Origin of the sequence: Variovorax atrisoli 110B, assembly GCF_000382045.1 — a bacterium.
Taxonomy (GTDB): domain Bacteria; phylum Pseudomonadota; class Gammaproteobacteria; order Burkholderiales; family Burkholderiaceae_C; genus Variovorax; species Variovorax atrisoli.
The window spans coordinates 179,003-198,044 of the sequence record NZ_KB907453.1 but is presented as its reverse complement, the minus strand read 5'-3'; the positions used below and the strand labels follow the sequence as shown (position 1 = coordinate 198,044).

Here is a 19,042-nt window from a genome sequence, read left to right as displayed (position 1 = left end):
GGTGTGGTGCCCTGCCGGCAGGTCATGCCGTGAGCAGCCCCTTGCGGCGCAGCGCGTCGAGCGCGACCGCAACCTGCTGGCGCGCGAACTCCCTGACGGCCGCCGGATCGGTCAGCGGCTTTTCGTCCTTGACGAAGCGCAGCCTGTCGCTGCGCACCTCGGCTTCGAGATGCTCTGCCAGCGCCTCGTGCGAACGGGTGCCGTCGAGCAGCGGCAGCAGGCTGCGTTCGAGCAGCGACACCGTCACATGCTCATGCCACTGGTTGCAGGTGCTGGCGGCGGGACTGGCACCGGGCACGAGGGCCACCGCGCTTCGCACCGCGGACAAGGCCTGCGGCAGGCCGGAGACCGCTTCGGCGGTGCGCACCGGCGAGCGCCTGAACCGCAGGGCGCCGAGGATCAGCAGTTCCTCGACCATGGCCATCACGGCCGGCTCGACCGCCGCCGCAGGCTGCCCCACCAGCGCGGCCACCGCCTCGATGAGCGATCCGGCGGACATCGAGGCCGGATAGCGCGTGTCGAGCAGATGCGCCACCGCCTTGTGCACCGGCAGCCGCAGCGTCACCTTGAGGCCGCGCTGCGCATTGCAGGGCTGCTCGCGCGCATCGAGCGCGAGCGCAGAACCGTCTTCCGTCTTGAAGGCACCCGCGAGCTCGAGCTGGCGGATGCGCGCAGGCTCCAGCCTGTAGCGGACGCCCTGGGCGTGGGCCTGCCCGACAAGCAGCGTCTGGCGGAACGTGCGATTGACCAGGAAATCGAGGTACTGCTCCATGAGCACCTGACTGCCCCCGCACTCGCGCAGCAGCGGATCGCGCACCTTCTCACCGTAGTTCTGCACGAACATCGTCGACGGCTCGGCGTCGCACAGGTAGGCCAGGCCGCGGGTCTGCGCGCGCGCGACGAACTCCTTGAAATAGCACGGCGCGTTGCATGGCTCGAGGAACTCGTGCAGCAGGTAGGAGCTGTTGGCGTTGCGCACGATGGGCATCGCCTCTTCGAGCGTCTTCTTGAGCACGCTGTCGGCACGGGCCGACTGCTCGAGGAAGTCGAGCATGCCTCGCGCATAGGAGAGCTTTTCTTCCGGCGTATCGCGCGGGCCGCCGCGCAGGATCATCGCGTCGCGCACGATCTCGCGCGCCTTCCAGCCGGGGTAAACGTTGTAGCTGACGTAGGCCACGCCGTTGGGCGCGAGGTTCTCGCTGCAGATGCGCAGGATCGCGTCCTGCACCTCGCCTGGCACCCAGCTGTAGACGCCGTGGCAGACGATGTAGTCGAACTGCCCGAACGAGGCGTCGATCTCCGCCAGGTTGAACGCCTTGAGTTCGATGTTCGAAAGCCCCGCGCGCGCGATGGCGGCAGCGCCCTGGGCCACCTGCACCGTCGAGAGGTCGACGCCGACCGCGCGCGCCTCGGGATGGCGCGCCGCGAAGGGAATCAGATTGCCGCCGGCGGCGCAGCCGAGTTCCAGCACGCGGGCCGTCGCGGGAGGAGGAACGTCCAGACCGAAGAGAAAGGCCAGCGCTTCCAGGTGCTCCATCGCCGATTGCGGAAACGGATGCGAGTCGTAGGGCACCGTGTCGTAGTAGCTGGTCAACTCGGAAGTCAGGGAGTCCGGCACGGGCGTCCTTTTTCTTCGGGATCTGGGCAGGTGGCAGGAAGGAGCGCAGAGACGATCACAGACGGTGACTGCGATGTGACAGTGCTCGCCGACTATAGCCGTGACCACAGGCCATCGCGCAATAAAAAAGCCCGGCCAAATGGCCGGGCGTGAAAAGCCTATCTGCTTGGCATTGCGTCAAGGCCCCCGCACAGGTTGACCAGCGGGGGACGGTTTACCCGTCAAGGAGAAACTGGGATTGGAAGGACCGGGACCGGAAGAACATTCGCCGCATTCCTCGGGGCGGGCCACCGGGCGGAGCCAGTCTGCCGCGGCGTCTTCAGGCCACATGGCACGCAGGCGCGCGTCGCGCCACAGGGTTCGTGCGACGTCCTCGAGCTCGAGGGCGTCCACCGTGTGCCACCGCTGCTGCAGCCGGTGCGCGCAGGCGGCGATCCAGAGAGTGGCGGGCATGTTTTCCATGGGCGCAGTTTACTGTATATTCATACAGTCTTTTCAACAAGGAAGTCCGCCATGCCCGCGACCGACGAAACGACCCCGCCGCCGAACTACCCGCTCAAGGAAGCGCTTGCCTGGATCTCGAAGTTCGCACATGCATGGAAGGCCATCGAGCCTTCACCCAGGAGCCTCAGCATCGACGGCTTCATCATCTGGGGACCCGTGCTCTACGAAAAGCACAAGGACGAAGATCCGGTCCAGCTCGCCAGGCAATTGTTCGGCCGGTCGGGCGAGTACTTCAGGTATCTCTACCCGGGCCGCGGGCGCAGCTCCAACGATCCCCGGTCTTAGAATGCCCCGATGATTTGGCGCACACTGCTTCCGCTCACCCTGGTCCTCGTCGCCGGCTGTTCCACTCCCCCGAACGAGGTGACGCAAGTCCGTGAAGGCGTGCTGCGCGCCATGACCTATGTCCAGGCATCAGACTATTGCGATGCGCGCGACAAGACGCCGCGCTGGCTGGGCAAGGCTCCTGCGGAACAGGGCGTCCTCTTCCAGTGCTATTGACAGCGCCTGCCTGAGCTGACGTCGCCGGACGCGGCGCACGACTTCAAGCGCCCACGCGCCCGTCCTACACAAGCGGACGAATCCCGGAAGAAGACGCCTCCCTGTCATCCGAAAACAATTTGCTGACAACTACGCCGTGAGCAAGAAAGATGACCATCAAGGAGATTTGCCGGCTGCACGGGCTCGATCTCGAGCGAGGAAGCCGCGTATTGTGTGACGGCAGGCTCGGCACTGTAGCCGGCGCGAACGGAAGGTTCCTGCGAGTGAAATTCGACGGAAACCAGATCAGCAGCCCTTGCGATCCGTTCGACGTACAGCCGGTCGAACCAACAACCATAAGCTCCCCGATCGGCCCCGACGGGGGGCCAGCCGTTCTGGTCTGATCTCCCGATCGATGCCTACCAGCAAGTGCCTGGTCGTCACGCTGGGCACATACGAACTCAAGACCGTTCGCGCAGCTCGTCCCGCAGCGCCTTGATCTGGTCATGGTTGCGCTGGGCGCCCTCAGCCTGGCGCTCGACCACCCGCGCACTCCCGGCGGAATCGGTGCCTTCAGCGCCTTCCGATAGCGGGCCGCCGCAGCGGCAGCGCATTGCGACGCACGATCGCGAAAGACCTGCTTGAGCTGCGTCGAGTCCACCTCGGCGGGGCAGCGAACCGCCCCGCCCACCATCGCTCAAGCCACCTCGACGTTGATGCGCCTGGGCTTCGCGTGCTCGGCCTTGGGGATTCGCAGCTTCAGCACGCCCTGCGCAAGCTCCGCGGACACCTTCTCGGTGTCCAGCTCCTTGCTGAGCGTGAAGACGCGCTGGAACCGCCCGAGGCCGACTTCCGTATGGCTGGTCTTCAGGCCTTCGGGCACGGTCAGGCTCGACTCGGCCTCGATGGTCAGGGTCTCCGCTTCAACGTGGAGGTTCAGGTTCTCGCGCGAAACCCCTGGAAGGTCGGCATAGAGCGTGATGCCTCCTGCATCTTCGATCACGTCGACAGGAGGCGTCAGCGCGGCGCTGCCATAGCGCGGAGCCTTCTTCGGCTCGTGGTTCTCCGGCATGCCGGAGGAACGGGTCTGGATGTCGTTGCTCATGGTGTTCATCTCCTCGATATCACTGGACAGCGATCACTGGACGGCGATGCGGCGCGGCTGGGCCGATGCGCGGCGGCGGACGGTGATGTGCAGCAAGCCGTCGCGCAGCTTGGCATCGACCGCCTCGGGGTCCGCGTCGTCGGGCAGCGTCAACATGCGGCGGAACGAACCTTCGAAGCGTTCGTTGATGTGCACGGCCGCCTTCGCGCCCGCCTCGGGCAGCACGCTCTTGCGCTCGCCGGCGATGGTCAGCAGGCCACGCTCGAGATGGACCTCCAGCGTGGACGGATCGACGCCGGGAGCGAAGGCATAGATTTCCACCGCCTGCGGCGTCGCACCGACATTCAGCGCGGGAAACCCGTTGCTGCCGAAGCCCCGGATGGTGGGCGCAAGATCGAATGCCTGCCGCATGTCTCGCTGCAGACGGTCCATTTCCGCGAGCATGTCGCGCGGGAAGAAAGCTCGGTACATGGCTGAACCTCCAAAAATCTGGAACCTGTGAAAACCTGGGGAAGGGCCGGAGCCCTCACTGGGGCAGGCGGGAAGCGCTGGCAGCCTGCGAGGAGCCGCGGGCGAACGAGCGCAGCCTTGCGGTGAAGCGCGACGAACGGCTTCGCCAGCGCGGAGCGCGTGAGTCCGGATAGTTGAATTTCGCCAGTTCCTCGCGTCCCTTCTGGGTGATGGCAAGCACCTGCGCAGCCGAGGCTGCACCAGACAGGGAAAGAGGATCCGAAGGCGACGGCACGAGGGCGACGACGAGCCCGGCGGCGCGCAGTACCCTGACCTGGTCGATGTCTTCAGTGCGATAGAACGTGACAGGTAGGCGGGAGCCGGCGATTTGCTTGAGCAAGTTCATGGTCATTGCATTACCTCCTTTTCGGTCGACCAATTTCCGACGGAGGTGAAGATAGGCGGCGCCTCGCCGTTTTCAAGAGGGAGTTTCTCGACGCCCGGGCCCGAGCACGAAGGCCGTGCAGGGACGATGCCCCACGCGAAAAAAAGCCCGGCCGCTCGGGCCGGGCTGAGGTTTACAGCAAGCCTACGGGGAGACCGCAGGGAGCCAGAATCTACGACACGGTTCGTGCCCGCGGTGTCGGACAAATCCGACTCCGGCAACGTGCGCCCTGCATGGCGCGACCGCTGGAAGGCAACGGCTCGAACTGACGAACATCTCGGCTTTACCTGAGCAACTTCTGCGGCGCCGGCCGACGCACGGGCGCCGCCGATGCAGTCAACCTTCGCGGCAAAACGCATAACAACTTGAAGGACCATGGACCAGCTCTTCGCCCGCTTCGCCAATCGGATCGCCCACATCGCAGGAAGTCCGATCACCTTCCTGGCGTGCGTGGCCATCGTCGTGGCATGGGCGATTTCGGGACCGTTCTTCGGTTTCTCGGAGACCTGGCAGTTGCTCATCAACACCGGCACCACCATCGTGACCTTCCTGATGGTGTTCCTGATCCAGAACACCCAGAACCGCGACGGCGTGGCGCTGCAGACCAAGCTCGACGAACTCATCCGCTCGTCCGACGCCCAAGACGAATTCATGGGCATCGAGAAGCTCACCGATCAGGAGCTGAGCGTCCTGCACCAGAAGTGCGAAGCAGCGGCAAGGAAAAGCCACGCGACGCTGGAGCGCACCCGTGCCGAACGCCGCCGGCGCGGGCACGGAAAAGAAGATTCAGAGGCGAAATAGCCGAGGGAGAACGTCCAAGTGAAAAGGGCGTTCACCGGACTTCGGCGAACGCCCTCGGACGTCATGTTGGTGGAGCTGGGGGGATTTGAACCCCCGTCCGCAAGCCTTCATCGCGCAGTTCTACATGTTTAGTGATCTGTTTTGAGTCTCGCTCCCGGAGTCGCGCAGTCACACGCTAAACCGGACGCCAGTACCCTATTTTTCTCGCCCCGACCCAAGGTACCCGGATCGGAGCCAGCCCATGTAGTTATCCTTGCAGCCGGGAGGTCAGGATTGCTCCAGACCCCCTTGCCCAGCCCATCGGCCAACTGTTGCAAGGCTCACTGGCAATTAAGCAGCGAGTGCGAAACGTTCGTCGTTTGCAGTTAGTTTGTTTGAATCTGTTTTACGAGCGCATTCAGCTCGACATGCCCCGCTGCGACTCCGAACCCACGTCGAAACCAGTGCAGCCCCTGGAGGACGTATTTTAGGCGCTAATCAGCAACTTCAAGAGCTCGAGGGGTGAAGAGATCGATGCGTCGGCCTGCCAAAGCGTCGAATCGGCCTGCGAGCCCATGTAGCCGTAGGTTGCCGCAACCGTGCGCATTCCTGCGGCGCGACCCGCGATGATGTCGCGCTCGTCGTCGCCGACGTAGATACACGCCTCGGAAGGCACGCCGAGCCGGCGTGCAGCCTCATACAAAGGCTCGGGATGCGGTTTCGCGAACGGCGTGGTGTCGCCGCTCACGACCGCGCCGGCAGTGGCGAAGAGCGGAATGGCCTGGGTCAGCGGATCGGTGAAGCGCATCGACTTGTTGGTGACCACGCCCCACAGAAGGCCACGCTCCCGCAGCGCCTCGATCAGCGCCTGCACTCCATCGAACACCTGCGTATTGAGGAGCATGCGGCGCTCGTAGGCCACGAAGAACTCTTCGCGCAGCTCGGGGAACTCCGGCGACTCGGGCGTGATGCCGAACGCCACGCCCAACATGCCCCTAGCCCCTGCCCCAGCCATGGGGCGATAGCGCTCCAGCGGATAGGAATCGAGGCCGCGGTCAGTGCGCATCTTGTCGGCGGCGGCGCCGAGGTCGGGTGCACTGTCGATCAGGGTGCCATCCAGGTCGAACAGCACGGCCCTTGTTTCGCGGCCGATCATTCCTGCGGCCCAGGCTTTTGCGTGGCGAACATGTAATTGACGCTGGTGTCGTCGCTGAGCCAGTAGCGGCGGGTCAGGGGGTTGTGTTCCATCCCTCGCGTATGGCGAAGATCCAGGCCGGCCGCCCGGCAGTACCCGGCCAACTCGCTGGGCCGGATCAGCTTTGCATATTCATGGGTACCGCGGGGCAGCATGCCGAGCACGTATTCCGCTCCCACGATCGCCAGCATGAAGGATTTCAGGTTGCGGTTGATCGTCGAGAAGAACACCCATCCACCCGGCTTCACGAGCGCAGCGCAGGCCTGGATCACCGAAGCCGGTTGCGGCACATGCTCGAGCATCTCCATGCAGGTCACGACGTCGAAGCTGCCCGGCTGCTCGGCAGCCAGCGCCTCCGCACTGATCTCCCGGTACTTCACTCCCCGGGTGCCAGCCTCGAGCGCATGCAACTGGGCGACCTTGAGCGCCTTGCCGGCGAGGTCGATGCCCAGAACGTCGGCTCCTTTGCGGGCCATCGAATCCGCCAGGATTCCGCCGCCGCAGCCGATATCGAGCACACGACGCTGCGAAATCGGCGCAATACCGTCAATCCATTCCAGGCGCAATGGATTGATTTCATGCAGCGGCCGAAATTCGCTTTCCAAATCCCACCAGCGATGTGCGAGTTCTGAAAACTTGGCCAGTTCGGCCGGATCGGCATTCAGGTTTTCTGTCATGAAGCGATTATGAAACGGTCGATGTCCGATAAACACCGCAAGCCTTTGCCGAAGATCAATCGCGAATTCGGCAGCCATAAAAAAACCCCGCCGAAGCGGGGTTTCATTGTCGATGGAATCGATCGATTAGTTGGCGCGGGTGCCGACCACTTCGATTTCCACGCGACGGTTCTTGGCGCGGCCTTCCTTGGTGCGGTTGTCAGCCACAGGCTGCTTCTTGCCCTTGCCTTCGGTGTAGACGCGGTTGCGTTCGATGCCCTTCGAGACCAGGAAGGCCTTGACGGCTTCGGCGCGACGCACCGACAGACGCTGGTTGTAAGCGTCGGTACCGATCGAGTCGGTGTGGCCGACAGCGATGATGACTTCCAGGTTCACGCCACGGATCTTCTCGACCAGGTCGGTCAGCTTGGCGCGGCCTTCGGGCTTCAGAACCGACTTGTCGAAGTCGAAGAAGGCGTCAGCAGCGAAGGTCACCTTCGAAGCGGCGACTTGCGGAGCAGGCGGGGGGGTCGGGGCGCCAGGAGTCGGGGTGGCAGCAACCGGAGCTGCAGGAACCAGAGCACCGTCGCAACCAGCGGCAGCCGTAGCAGGCGTCCAGTTGGCATCGCGCCAGCACAGTTCGTTCGTGCCGTTCTTCCAAACCAGTTCGCCGGTGCCGTTTTGCCAGTTGTCGATCGTAGGACCGCCGTCCGCAGCGGTGACACGGGTCTGCGCGCCGGCGGCAGTGGCGAGCGCAGCGACTGCAAACATCATCGCCACTTTATTCAGTTTCTTCATGGTTCTCCTCTTGGGGAAAAAGCCGCAGCCGCGCTGCGAATCAAGGACGCTTTAAGTGACCACCACCCAAAACGTTGAGGCGATTGTGCCATAGGGTCTTTGGCAAACAGCCCGCGGGACGGCCCGGAAGCGTAGGACGGAGGCGGAATAGGCGCCTTGTGTTGCGGCGGTGCGACACCCCTCACAGCGTAAAATTTCACCTTCCTGCCGCCAGTCCCTTGCTCATGACCTCCTTCGCAAAAGAAACCCTGCCCATCAGTCTCGAAGAGGAAATGCGCAGCAGCTACCTCGATTACGCCATGAGCGTGATCGTGGGCCGAGCACTCCCCGACGCCCGCGACGGCCTCAAGCCGGTGCACCGCCGGGTGCTCTACGCGATGCACGAGCTGAACAACGACTGGAACCGCCCGTACAAGAAGTCGGCCCGTATCGTCGGCGACGTGATCGGTAAGTACCACCCGCACGGCGACCAGTCGGTCTACGACACCATCGTCCGCCTGGCCCAGGACTTCTCCATGCGCCACATGCTGGTCGACGGCCAAGGCAACTTCGGGTCCGTCGATGGAGACAACGCGGCCGCAATGCGGTATACGGAAATCCGGCTGGCGAAAATTGCGCACGAAATGCTGGCCGATATCGACAAGGAAACCGTCGACTTTCAGGACAATTACGACGGCTCCGAAAAAGAGCCCAAGGTGTTGCCGAGCCAGCTGCCGAATTTGCTGGTCAATGGCTCCGGCGGTATTGCGGTCGGCATGGCCACGAATATCCCGCCGCACAACCTGAACGAGGTGGTGGACGCCTGCCTGCACCTGCTTCGCAACCCCGAAGCCAGCATCGACGAGCTGATGGAGATCGTCCCCGCCCCCGACTTCCCCACCGCCGGCATCATCTACGGCATCAACGGCGTGAAGGACGGCTACCGCACCGGCCGCGGCAAGGTCGTGATGCGCGCCAAGTGCCACTTCGAGGACATCGACCGCGGCCAGCGCCAGGCGATCATCGTCGATGAGCTCCCCTACCAGGTCAACAAGAAGACGCTGCAGGAGCGCATGGCCGAGCTCGTGCACGAAAAGAAGATCGAGGGCATCAGCCACATCCAGGACGAGTCCGACAAGTCGGGCATGCGCCTGGTCATCGAGCTCAAGCGCGGCGAAGTGCCCGAGGTGGTGCTCAACAACCTCTACAAGCAGACCCAGCTGCAAGACACCTTCGGCATCAACATGGTGGCGCTGGTCGACGGCCAGCCGAAGCTGTGCAACCTGAAGGACCTGATCGAGGTCTTCCTGCAGCACCGCCGCGAAGTGGTCACCCGCCGCACGGTCTTCAACCTGCGCAAGGCACGCGAGCGCGGCCACGTGCTCGAAGGCCTGGCGGTGGCGCTGGCGAACATCGACGAGTTCATCCGCATCATCCGCGAATCGCCCACTCCGCCGGTCGCCAAGGCCGAGCTCATGACGCGCAGCTGGGACAGCAAGCTGGTGCGCGAGATGCTCACGCGCACGCGCGCCGACGGCGGTGTGGTCAACGCCGACGACTACCGTCCCGAGGGCCTCGAGCGCGAGTTCGGCATGGGCAGCGACGGTCTCTATCGCCTCTCGGAGACGCAGGCCCAGGAAATCCTCCAGATGCGCCTGCAGCGCCTGACCGGCCTGGAGCAGGACAAGATCGTCGCCGAGTACAAGGAAGTGATGGCCGAGATCGACGACCTGCTCGACATCCTGGCCAAGCCCGAGCGCGTCTCGACCATCATCGGCGATGAACTCGGCATCCTCAAGCAGGAGTTCGGCCAATCGAAGATCGGCGCGCGCCGCAGCCAGGTGGAGCACAGCGCCTACGACCTCTCGACCGAGGACCTGATCACGCCGACCGACATGGTGGTCACGCTCTCGCACAGCGGCTACATCAAGAGCCAGCCCCTCGGCGAATACCGGGCACAGAAGCGCGGAGGCCGCGGCAAGCAGGCCACCGCCACCAAGGACGACGACTGGATCGACCAGCTCTTCATTGCCAACACGCACGACTACATCCTCTGCTTCTCGAACCGCGGCCGGCTCTATTGGCTCAAGGTCTGGGAGGTGCCGGTGGGATCGCGCGGCTCCCGCGGCCGACCGATCGTCAACATGTTCCCGCTGCAGGAAGGCGAGAAGATCAACGTGGTCCTGCCGCTGACCGGCGAGAAGCGCAACTTCCCGGCCGATCAGTACGTGTTCATGGCGACGTCGATGGGCACGGTCAAGAAGACCGCGCTCGACGAGTTCAGCAACCCGCGCAAGGGCGGCATCATCGCGGTCAACCTCGACGAGGGCGACTACCTGATCGGCGCCGCACTCACCGACGGCAAGCACGACGTGATGCTCTTCAGCGACGGCGGCAAGGCTGTGCGCTTCGACGAGGAAGACGTCCGTCCGCTGGGCCGCAATGCACGCGGCGTGCGCGGCATGTCGCTCGAGGCCGGACAGGGCGTGATCGCGATGCTGGTGGCCGAGGACGAGCAGCAGAGCGTGCTCACGGCCACGGAAAATGGTTACGGAAAGCGAACAAGCATTACCGAATACACCCGTCATGGGCGGGGAACCAAGGGCATGATCGCGATTCAACAGAGTGAGCGCAATGGCAAGGTCGTTGCCGCCACTCTCGTGCATGCGGATGATGAGATCATGCTCATCACCGACAAGGGCGTGCTGGTGCGCACCCGGGTTGCCGAGATTCGTGAACTGGGTCGCGCGACGCAAGGCGTCACGCTGATCGGGCTCGACGAAGGCGCCAAACTAAGCGGGCTACAACGTATCGTCGAAAACGACGCGAACGGCGAATCCGAGCCTGAAGCAGACGATACTTCCTCATCTTCAACGGAGAATCCTCAGTGAAAAAAATCAAACTCGCACTTCTGACGGTCGCCCTGGCAAGCAGCTCGATGGCCGCCCTGGCCCAGGACAAGGCCACGCTCATCAAGCAGTTCATCGACATCCAGCGCCCCGGCATCGAGTCGCTGGCTCGTGGCCTGGTCGAACAGTCGAGTGCCCCGATCGCGCAGGCGGGTTCGCAGTACCTGCAGACGCAAGTGCCCGAGGCCAAGCGCGAAGCCGCCGCCAAGGCCGCCGACGCCGAGCTGAAGAAGTACTTCGACGAGACCTACCCCATCGTCCGCGACAAGGCCGTGCAACTGGCGCCCGGCGCCCTGACCCCGCTGATGGAACAGAACTTCAGTGAAGACGAGCTCAAGCAGCTGCTGGCCTGGATCAACTCGCCCCTGAGCAAGAAGTACCAGGAACTGAATCCCAAGATGCAGACCGCCCTGACGGAAAAGCTCGTGTCCGAGACGCGTGCCACGGTCGAGCCCAAGATGCAGGCGCTCGACACCGCCGTCGCCAAGGCCCTCGGCGCACCGACCGACGGTGGCGCAGCCCCCGCCAAGGCACCTGCCAAGGCCCCAGCAAAGAAGTAAGAGAAACGTGACCCAGCAGCAGACGCCGGCCGGCAAGCGCCCCTACAACTTCTCGGCCGGTCCGGCTGCCATGCCGGAGGCGGTGCTGCAACGCGCCGCCGCCGAAATGCTCGACTGGCAGGGCAGCGGCATGAGCGTGATGGAGATGAGCCATCGCGGCAAGGAGTTCGGTTCGATCTGCACGCAGGCCGAAGCCGACCTCCGCACGCTGCTGGCGATTCCCTCGAACTTCCACATCCTGTTCATGCAGGGCGGCGGGCTTGGCGAGAACGCCATCGTTCCGCTGAACCTCTCGCGCGGCAAGACCACCGACTTCGTCATCACCGGCAGCTGGAGCACCAAGTCGCACAAGGAAGCCCAGCGCTACTGCAATGCGCGCGTGGCCGCCAGCAATGCCGACAACCAGCACACGAAGCTGCCCGATCCCGCGACCTGGCAGCTCTCCAAGGATGCCTCGTACGTGCACGTGTGCTCGAACGAAACGATCAACGGCATCGAATTCCAGCAACTGCCCGATCTGGCCGCTCTCGGCAGCAGCGCGCCGCTGGTCATCGACTTCTCCTCGCACGTCGCCTCGCGCAGCGTCGACTGGAGCCGCGTCGGCCTGGCCTTCGGCGGCGCCCAGAAGAACCTCGGCCCCGCCGGGCTGACCATCGTGGTCGTCCGTGACGACCTGATCGGCCATGCGCTAGAGATCTGCCCGAGCGCCTTCAACTACAAGACCGTGGCCGACAACCAGTCCATGTACAACACCCCGCCGACCTGGGGCATCTACATGGCAGGGCTCACGTTCAAGTGGCTGCTGGAGCAGACCGAGGGCGAGTACACCGGTGTCGCCGCCATGGAGCGGCGCAACATCGCCAAGGCGAAGCTGCTGTACGACTTCATCGACGGCTCCGACTTCTACGCCAACCGCATCGACCCGGGCTGCCGTTCGCGCATGAACGTGCCGTTCTTCCTGGCTGACGAGAGCCGCAACGAGGCCTTCCTCGCCGGCGCTCGCGAAGCAGGGCTGCTGCAGCTCAAGGGCCACAAGTCGGTCGGGGGCATGCGCGCGAGCATTTACAACGCCATGCCGCTGGCAGGGGTGCAGGCTCTGGTGGCCTACATGCGAGAATTCGAGCGATCGCATGCCTAGGCGCATGCCCAGCCGCTCGCACCGATGACCGCCTCCGCACCCACACCGCCCTCCTCCTCTCCCGACAATTCCGAAAGCCTGGCCGATCTGCGCGTGCAGATCGACTCGCTCGACCAGCGCCTGCTGAGCCTGCTCAACGAGCGGGCCCACGTGGCCGAACTGGTCGGCGAGGTCAAGAAGCGCGAGGGCACGCCGTTCTTCCGCCCCGACCGCGTGGCGCAGGTCATCGACAAGATGCAGAAGAGCAATGGCGGTCCGCTCAAGGACCTCCACGTTGCCGCCATCTGGCGCGAGATCATGTCGGCCTGCCTGGCGCTCGAGTCGCCGCAGCGCGTTGCCGTGCTCGGCCCCGAAGGCACCTTCTGCGAGCAGGCCGCCATCGAATACTTCGGCGGCGCCGCCGACCTGATCTACTGCGCCAGCTTCGACGAGGTGTTCCATGCCACCGCCGCGGGCAGCGCCCAATACGGCGTGGTCGGCGTCGAGAACTCGACCGAGGGCGTGGTCACGCGCTCGCTGGACCTGTTCCTGCACTCGCCCACGCACGTCGTCGGCGAGGTCAGCCTGCTGATCCGCCACCACCTGCTGCGCAGCAGCAATTCGCTCGAAGGCGTCGAGGCGGTGCTGGCCCATCCACAGGCGCTGGCGCAATGCCAGACCTGGCTGTCCAAGCACCTGCCCAACGCCGAGCGGCGTGCCGTATCGAGCAACGCCGAGGGCGCGCGCCTCGCGGCCACCAATCCCAAGTGGGCTGCGCTGGCGGGCGAACGCGCCTCCACGCGCTTCGGCCTGCACATCGTGGCGCACGCGATCCAGGACGACTCGTACAACCGCACCCGCTTCTCGGTCATCTGCCTGCCGCAGACGCTGGCCATGCCGCCGGCATCGGGCCGCGACTGCACGAGCCTGATCGTTTCGGTTCCCAACCGGCCCGGCGCAGTGCACGACCTGCTGGTACCGCTGAAGCTCAACAACGTCTCGATGACGCGCTTCGAGTCGCGCCCCGCGCGCACCGGCCAGTGGGAGTACTACTTCTACATCGACCTCGACGGCCATCCCTCGCAGCCCAACGTGGCTGCCGCGCTGGCCGAGCTGCGCGGCCTCTGCGCCTTCTACAAGGTGCTCGGCGCCTACCCCGTCAAGGCCTGACCGGCAGGCAGACACACAGAGACAGCATGTTCGAACAACTGGGACTGATCGGCTGCGGCCTGATGGGCGGCTCCTTCGCGCTCGCACTCAAGCGCGCGAAGCTGGTGAAACGCGTGGTGGGCTACAGCAAGTCGCCCTCCACCACCGAGCGGGCGCGCCAGCTCGGCGTGATCGACGTGGCGGCGCCCTCGGCGCTGCTGGCGGTGTCGGGCGCCGACATCGTGCTGCTGGCGGTGCCGGTGGCTGCTTCCGAAGCCACCTTCAAGGCCATCCGCCACGGCATCTCCAGCGAGACGCTGGTGATGGACGTGGGCTCGACCAAGGGCGACGTGATCGAGGCCGCGCGCAACGGCCTGCAGCGCCAGTTCGCGAATTTCGTGCCGGCGCACCCCATCGCGGGCAAGGAGCTCTCGGGCATCGAGCACGCGGAGGCGTCGCTCTTCGCCGGACGCCAGGTCGTGCTGACCCCGGTGAAGACCACGCTGCGCTCCAACGTGCAGCGGGCCACCCAGGTGTGGAGCGGCATCGGCGCCAACGTCGTCACGATGACGCACGAGGAGCACGACGGCGCCTTCGCCGCCGTGAGCCACCTGCCGCACCTGCTGGCATTCGCGTACATCAACGGCCTGGCCGCGCAGCCGCAGGGCGAGCGCTTCCTGAGCCTTGCGGGCCCGGGCTTCCGCGACTTCTCGCGCATCGCCGCGAGCGATCCGGTCATGTGGCGCGACGTGCTGCTGGCCAACCGCGAGCATGTGCTGGAGCAGTCTCGGGCCTTCCGCAAGGCGCTCGACGACTTGGAGGCGTTGATGGCCGCCAACGACCTGCAGGGCCTGGAGCTGTCGATCGCCGCCGCCAGCAAGACGCGGGCGGCCTGGAAGCCGGCCGCCGACAGCGCGTCGCAGCAGCAGGACAACTGAGATGTTCTCGACGACCTTCCTCGACCTCCCGCCGCTCGCCGGCGCGGCCGGTACGGTGCGCCTGCCGGGCTCCAAGAGCATTTCGAACCGCGTGCTGCTGCTCGCGGCACTCGCCAGCGGCACCACCGCCATCCACGACCTGCTCGATTCCGACGACACCCGCGTGATGCTCGACGCGCTGCGCGCCCTGGGTTGCGGCATCGAACAGGCGGGCAGCACGCTGCGCGTCACCGGGCTGGGCGGACAGCTCAAGTCCGGCGAGACGCTGCTGCCGCTTTTCCTTGGCAACGCCGGCACGGCAATGCGCCCGCTGACGGCGGCGCTGTCGCTGCTGGGCGGCGAATTCGAGCTCAGCGGTGTTCCGCGCATGCACGAGCGCCCCATCGGCGACCTCGTCGATGCGCTGACGCAGCTCGGCTGCCGCATCGACTACCTCGGCAACCCCGGCTATCCGCCGCTGCGCATCCATCCGGTGCCGCACGGCGACCTGGCGCTCGACGCCCCGATCCGCGTGCGCGGCGACGTGTCGAGCCAGTTCCTCACTGCCCTGCTGCTGGGGCTGCCGCTGGCCGCGGCCAACGACATCGTGATCGAGGTGGTCGGCGAGCTGATCTCCAAGCCGTACATCGAGATCACGCTGAACCTGCTGGCGCGCTTCGGCATCCAGGTCCACCGCGACGGCTGGGAGCGCTTCACCATCCCCGCGGGCAGCCGCTACAGCTCGCCCGGCGAGATCCACGTGGAGGCGGATGCCTCCTCCGCCAGTTACTTCATCGCGCTCGGCGCCATCGCCACCGGCGTTTCCGGCAAGGACGGCATCCGCATCGAAGGCGTGGGCGCCGACTCCATCCAGGGCGACATCCGGTTCATAGACGCCGCCCGCCAGATGGGTGCGCTGGTCGACAGCGGGCCCAACTGGCTCGAGATCCGCCGGGGCGCCTGGCCGCTCAAGGCCATAGACCTCGACGCCAACCACATCCCCGATGCCGCTATGACGCTGGCCGTGATGGCGCTCTATGCCGACGGCCCCACCACGCTGCGCAACATCGCGAGCTGGCGCGTGAAGGAAACCGACCGCATCGACGCCATGGCCAACGAGCTGAGCAAGCTCGGCGCCACGGTCGAGGCCGGGCCCGATTTCATCCGGGTGCATCCGCTGGCACAGGCCGGCTGGCGCCCCGCGAGCATCCGCACCTACGACGACCACCGCGTGGCCATGTGCTTCTCGCTGGCGGCGTTCAACCCGGCCGGCGTGCCGGTGCGCATCCTCGATCCGCACTGCGTCGCCAAGACCTTCCCCGACTACTTCGAGACGCTCTTCTCCGTGGCGCAGGCCACCGAGGTGCCGGTGATCTGCATCGACGGCCCGACCGCCTCGGGCAAGGGCACGCTGGCGGCCGAAGTCGCGCGCCTGCTGGGCTACCACTATCTCGATTCGGGCTCGCTCTACCGCGTGACCGGCCTGGCAGTGCGCCGCGCGGGCCTGAGCGCCGACCTGGAACACGAGGCCGAAGTCGCCGCCCTGGCGGCCGCCCTGCCCCTGCAGTTCACCGAAGGCAAGGTGCTGCTCGACGGCGAGGACGTGAGCGAAGAGATCCGCACCGAAGCCGCCGGCATGGACGCCTCCCGCGTTTCCGCGCTGCCGGCCGTGCGCGAGGCGCTGCTGGCCCTGCAGCAGCGTTTCCGCCAGCTGCCGGGCCTGGTGGCCGACGGCCGCGACATGGGCACGGTGATCTTCCCGGATGCCGCGCTCAAGGTCTTCCTCACGGCCAGCGCCGCCCAGCGCGCCGAACGGCGGCATAAGCAGTTGATTTCAAAGGGGATTTCGACTACACTCGATAGTCTTCGCTCCGACTTGGAGGCCCGTGACGCCAGGGATTCGTCCCGCAGCGTCGCCCCCCTGAAGCCGGCGCAGGACGCCCGCCATCTCGACAACTCGCAGTTGTCCATCGAGCAATCGATCGACACGGTGTTGGCCTGGTGGCAGGAAATTCAGCCGTTCAAGCCCGCTTGAGCGGCTTGAAGTGACAGCCTTTCAGGTCCGCTTGAAAAGCTGGCGCCCAACGGCATATCCGTAGGTGCATACCGCTCCAGCAGGCTCCTTCCGCGCGACAGCGCACCGGCCTGCTGGTTGTTCAACCAACCGGGCTCACGCCCACCAAACCGCCGTCTACAGACCCACAGCAGCCGCACGCAATTTCGCAAGAGCGCCTGCCAACCCTGCCTGACGGAAGGAAACTAAATGTCTGAATCTTTTGCCGATCTGTTCGAAGAGTCCCTGAAGCGTTCCGAAATGCGCACGGGCGAGGTCATCACCGCCGAAGTCGTGCGTGTCGAACACAACCACGTCGTCGTCAACGCCGGCCTGAAGTCCGAAGCGTATGTGCCGATCGAAGAGTTCAAGAACGACAAGGGCGAACTCGAAGTGCAGGCCGGCGACTTCGTTTCCGTTGCCATCGGCAGCGTTGAAAACGGCTACGGCGACACCATCCTCTCGCGCGACACCGCCAAGCGTCTGGCTTCGTGGCTGGCCCTCGAGAAGGCGCTGGAATCGGGCGACTTCGTCACCGGCACCACCAGCGGCAAGGTCAAGGGCGGCCTGACGGTCCTGGTCAACGGCATCCGCGCATTCCTGCCGGGCTCGCTGATCGACACGCGTCCGATCAAGGACCTGACCCCCTACGAGAACAAGACCCTCGAATTCAAGGTCATCAAGCTGGACCGCAAGCGCAACAACGTCGTGCTGTCGCGCCGCGCCGTGGTCGAGGCCAGCATGGGCGAAGAACGCGCCAAGCTGATGGAAACGCTGAAGGAAGGCGCAGTGGTGCGCGGCGTGGTCAAGAACATCACCGAATACGGTGCGTTCGTGGACCTCGGCGGCATCGACGGCCTGCTGCACATCACCGACATGGCATGGCGCCGTGTCCGCCACCCGAGCGAAGTCGTTCAGGCCGGCCAGGAAATCACCGCCAAGATCCTCAAGTTCGACACCGAGAAGAACCGCGTGTCGCTGGGTCTGAAGCAGATGGGCGATGACCCGTGGATGGGCGTTTCGCGCCGCTACCCGCAAGGCACCCGCCTGTTCGGCAAGGTCACGAACATCGCCGACTACGGCGCGTTCGTCGAGCTCGAGCCCGGCATCGAAGGCCTGGTGCACGTCTCCGAAATGGACTGGACCAACAAGAACATCGCTCCGAACAAGATCGTCTCGCTGGGCGACGAAGTCGAAGTCATGGTCCTGGAAATCGACGAAGACAAGCGCCGCATCAGCCTGGGCATGAAGCAGTGCAAGGCCAACCCGTGGCAGGAATTCGCGCAGAACACCAAGCGCGGCGACCGCGTCAAGGGCCCGATCAAGTCGATCACCGACTTCGGCGTGTTCGTGGGTCTGGCTGCCGGCATCGACGGCCTGGTTCACCTGTCCGACCTCTCGTGGAACGAAGCCGGCGAAACCGCCGTTCGCAACTACAAGAAGGGCCAGGAAGTCGAAGCGATCGTGCTGGCAGTCGACGTCGACCGCGAGCGCATCTCGCTGGGCATCAAGCAGCTCGACAGCGACCCGTTCACCACCTTCACCACGGTGAACGACAAGGGCCAGATCGTGACCGGCAAGGTCAAGACGGTCGACGCCCGTGGCGCTGAAATCGACCTCGGCGAAGACATCGTCGGCTACCTGCGTGCTTCGGAAATCTCGCGCGACCGCGTCGAAGATGCCCGCAACGTGCTGAAGGAAGGCGACGAAGTCACGGCCATCGTCGTGAACGTGGATCGCAAGACCCGCAACATCCAGCTGTCGATCAAGCAGAAGGACATGGTCGACGAGCAAGGCGCCATGGCCAGCCTGAGCCAGCAGTCGGCACGCGAGAACGCGGGCACGACCAGCCTGGGCGCCCTGCTGCGCGCCAAGCTGGACAACAACGACAGCAAGTAAGCTGAACCGGAAGACAGAGCAGGCCCTGGGGCCGCTCTGTCTTTTTTTTCGCCCACGTTTTTCGTTTATGTTTGGCCTATGACACGCTCGGACCTCGTCGAAGAACTCGCAGCCCGCTTTGCACAGCTCACGCACCGCGATGCCGAATACGCCGTCAAGACCATCCTCGACGCCATGAGCGACGCGCTGGTGCGCGGCCACCGCATCGAGATTCGCGGCTTCGGCAGCTTCTCGGTCAACAGGCGCCCGCCGCGCATCGGCCGCAACCCGCGCTCGGGCGAGAGCGTGCAGATCCCCGAGAAGCGGGTGCCGCACTTCAAGCCCGGCAAGGCGCTGCGCGAAGCCGTCGACGCAAAGACGGCCGAGCTCGACGCGGGCAAGGAAGCCAAGGGCCGCAAGGCCTGACGCGCGGACGATCTGAATGCCCG

Annotated in this window: 19 protein-coding genes and 1 other RNA gene; 12 read left to right on the top strand and 8 right to left on the bottom strand. The window is 65.1% G+C overall.

Annotation, left to right across the window (positions count from 1 at the left end; all coding sequences use genetic code 11):
• Positions 1-22: 22 nt before the first annotated feature.
• Positions 23-1,618 carry a methyltransferase regulatory domain-containing protein gene (locus G369_RS0114800; RefSeq protein ID WP_019654783.1) on the bottom strand — a complete coding sequence of 532 codons (1,596 nt, stop codon included), beginning with the start codon at positions 1,616-1,618 and terminating at the stop codon, positions 23-25.
• 513 nt (positions 1,619-2,131) lie between these two features.
• Here G369_RS0114800 and G369_RS0114795 point away from each other — a divergent pair.
• The 3 genes from G369_RS0114795 (at position 2,132) to G369_RS38585 (ending at position 3,006) form a co-directional block, all read left to right on the top strand.
• Positions 2,132-2,407, top strand: a complete 276-nt coding sequence (locus G369_RS0114795) for a hypothetical protein (protein WP_019654781.1) — start codon at positions 2,132-2,134, stop codon at positions 2,405-2,407.
• Between the two features lie 9 nt (positions 2,408-2,416).
• Positions 2,417-2,623, top strand: a complete 207-nt coding sequence (locus G369_RS0114790) for a hypothetical protein (RefSeq protein ID WP_019654780.1) — start codon at positions 2,417-2,419, stop codon at positions 2,621-2,623.
• A gap of 149 nt (positions 2,624-2,772) precedes the next feature.
• Positions 2,773-3,006, top strand: a complete 234-nt coding sequence (locus G369_RS38585; protein ID WP_157773697.1) for a hypothetical protein — start codon at positions 2,773-2,775, stop codon at positions 3,004-3,006.
• A 293-nt stretch (positions 3,007-3,299) separates the two neighbouring features.
• Here the strand turns inward: G369_RS38585 and G369_RS0114780 are convergent, their stop codons facing one another.
• From G369_RS0114780 to G369_RS0114770, 3 genes are all read right to left on the bottom strand, one after another.
• Positions 3,300-3,674 carry an Hsp20/alpha crystallin family protein gene (locus G369_RS0114780; RefSeq protein WP_051127589.1) on the bottom strand — a complete coding sequence of 125 codons (375 nt, stop codon included), beginning with the start codon at positions 3,672-3,674 and terminating at the stop codon, positions 3,300-3,302.
• Positions 3,675-3,740: 66 nt separating this feature from the next.
• Positions 3,741-4,178, bottom strand: a complete 438-nt coding sequence (locus G369_RS0114775; RefSeq protein WP_019654778.1) for an Hsp20/alpha crystallin family protein — start codon at positions 4,176-4,178, stop codon at positions 3,741-3,743.
• 55 nt (positions 4,179-4,233) lie between these two features.
• The gene (locus G369_RS0114770; protein ID WP_019654777.1) at positions 4,234-4,569 is read right to left on the bottom strand and encodes a hypothetical protein; all 336 of its coding nucleotides are present in this window, start codon (positions 4,567-4,569) and stop codon (positions 4,234-4,236) included.
• A gap of 408 nt (positions 4,570-4,977) precedes the next feature.
• Here G369_RS0114770 and G369_RS0114765 point away from each other — a divergent pair, with 408 nt between their 5' ends.
• Positions 4,978-5,403 (top strand): low affinity iron permease family protein, encoded by a 426-nt coding sequence (locus G369_RS0114765; protein WP_019654776.1) that lies wholly within the window; start codon positions 4,978-4,980, stop codon positions 5,401-5,403.
• A 67-nt stretch (positions 5,404-5,470) separates the two neighbouring features.
• On the opposite strand, the gene ssrA is transcribed toward G369_RS0114765, so the two are convergent.
• From ssrA to ompA, 4 genes are all read right to left on the bottom strand, one after another.
• Positions 5,471-5,856: a transfer-messenger RNA gene (ssrA, locus tag G369_RS37350) on the bottom strand.
• 13 nt (positions 5,857-5,869) lie between these two features.
• Complete coding sequence (locus G369_RS0114760) at positions 5,870-6,538, bottom strand: HAD-IA family hydrolase (RefSeq protein ID WP_019654775.1); 669 nt, start codon at positions 6,536-6,538, stop codon at positions 5,870-5,872.
• Positions 6,535-7,254, bottom strand: coding sequence for a bifunctional 2-polyprenyl-6-hydroxyphenol methylase/3-demethylubiquinol 3-O-methyltransferase UbiG (gene ubiG, locus G369_RS0114755; protein ID WP_019654774.1), 720 nt, complete (start codon positions 7,252-7,254; stop codon positions 6,535-6,537). The genes G369_RS0114760 and ubiG overlap by 4 nt, the downstream gene beginning before the upstream one ends.
• Positions 7,255-7,380: 126 nt before the next feature.
• Entirely contained in the window at positions 7,381-8,031 is a 651-nt protein-coding gene (gene ompA / locus G369_RS0114750; protein WP_019654773.1) for an outer membrane protein OmpA, read from the bottom strand.
• 224 nt (positions 8,032-8,255) lie between these two features.
• Here ompA and gyrA point away from each other — a divergent pair, with 224 nt between their 5' ends.
• The 8 genes from gyrA to G369_RS0114710 all read left to right on the top strand — a co-directional run bounded on the left by gyrA (position 8,256) and on the right by G369_RS0114710 (position 19,019).
• Positions 8,256-10,901, top strand: a complete 2,646-nt coding sequence (gene gyrA / locus G369_RS0114745) for a DNA gyrase subunit A (protein ID WP_019654772.1) — start codon at positions 8,256-8,258, stop codon at positions 10,899-10,901.
• Positions 10,898-11,479 (top strand): DUF2059 domain-containing protein, encoded by a 582-nt coding sequence (locus G369_RS0114740; RefSeq protein WP_019654771.1) that lies wholly within the window; start codon positions 10,898-10,900, stop codon positions 11,477-11,479. The genes gyrA and G369_RS0114740 overlap by 4 nt, the downstream gene beginning before the upstream one ends.
• A 70-nt stretch (positions 11,480-11,549) precedes the next feature.
• Complete coding sequence (gene serC, locus G369_RS0114735; protein ID WP_240650131.1) at positions 11,550-12,617, top strand: 3-phosphoserine/phosphohydroxythreonine transaminase; 1,068 nt, start codon at positions 11,550-11,552, stop codon at positions 12,615-12,617.
• A gap of 24 nt (positions 12,618-12,641) precedes the next feature.
• Complete coding sequence (pheA, locus tag G369_RS0114730) at positions 12,642-13,766, top strand: prephenate dehydratase (RefSeq protein ID WP_019654769.1); 1,125 nt, start codon at positions 12,642-12,644, stop codon at positions 13,764-13,766.
• A gap of 26 nt (positions 13,767-13,792) precedes the next feature.
• Entirely contained in the window at positions 13,793-14,683 is an 891-nt protein-coding gene (locus tag G369_RS0114725; protein ID WP_019654768.1) for a prephenate dehydrogenase, read from the top strand.
• A 1-nt stretch (position 14,684) separates the two neighbouring features.
• Entirely contained in the window at positions 14,685-16,697 is a 2,013-nt protein-coding gene (locus tag G369_RS0114720) for a bifunctional 3-phosphoshikimate 1-carboxyvinyltransferase/cytidylate kinase (RefSeq protein ID WP_026346380.1), read from the top strand.
• Positions 16,698-16,925: 228 nt separating this feature from the next.
• The gene (rpsA, locus tag G369_RS0114715) at positions 16,926-18,614 is read left to right on the top strand and encodes a 30S ribosomal protein S1 (RefSeq protein ID WP_019654767.1); all 1,689 of its coding nucleotides are present in this window, start codon (positions 16,926-16,928) and stop codon (positions 18,612-18,614) included.
• 78 nt (positions 18,615-18,692) lie between these two features.
• The gene (locus G369_RS0114710) at positions 18,693-19,019 is read left to right on the top strand and encodes an integration host factor subunit beta (protein ID WP_019654766.1); all 327 of its coding nucleotides are present in this window, start codon (positions 18,693-18,695) and stop codon (positions 19,017-19,019) included.
• Positions 19,020-19,042: the final 23 nt, after the last annotated feature.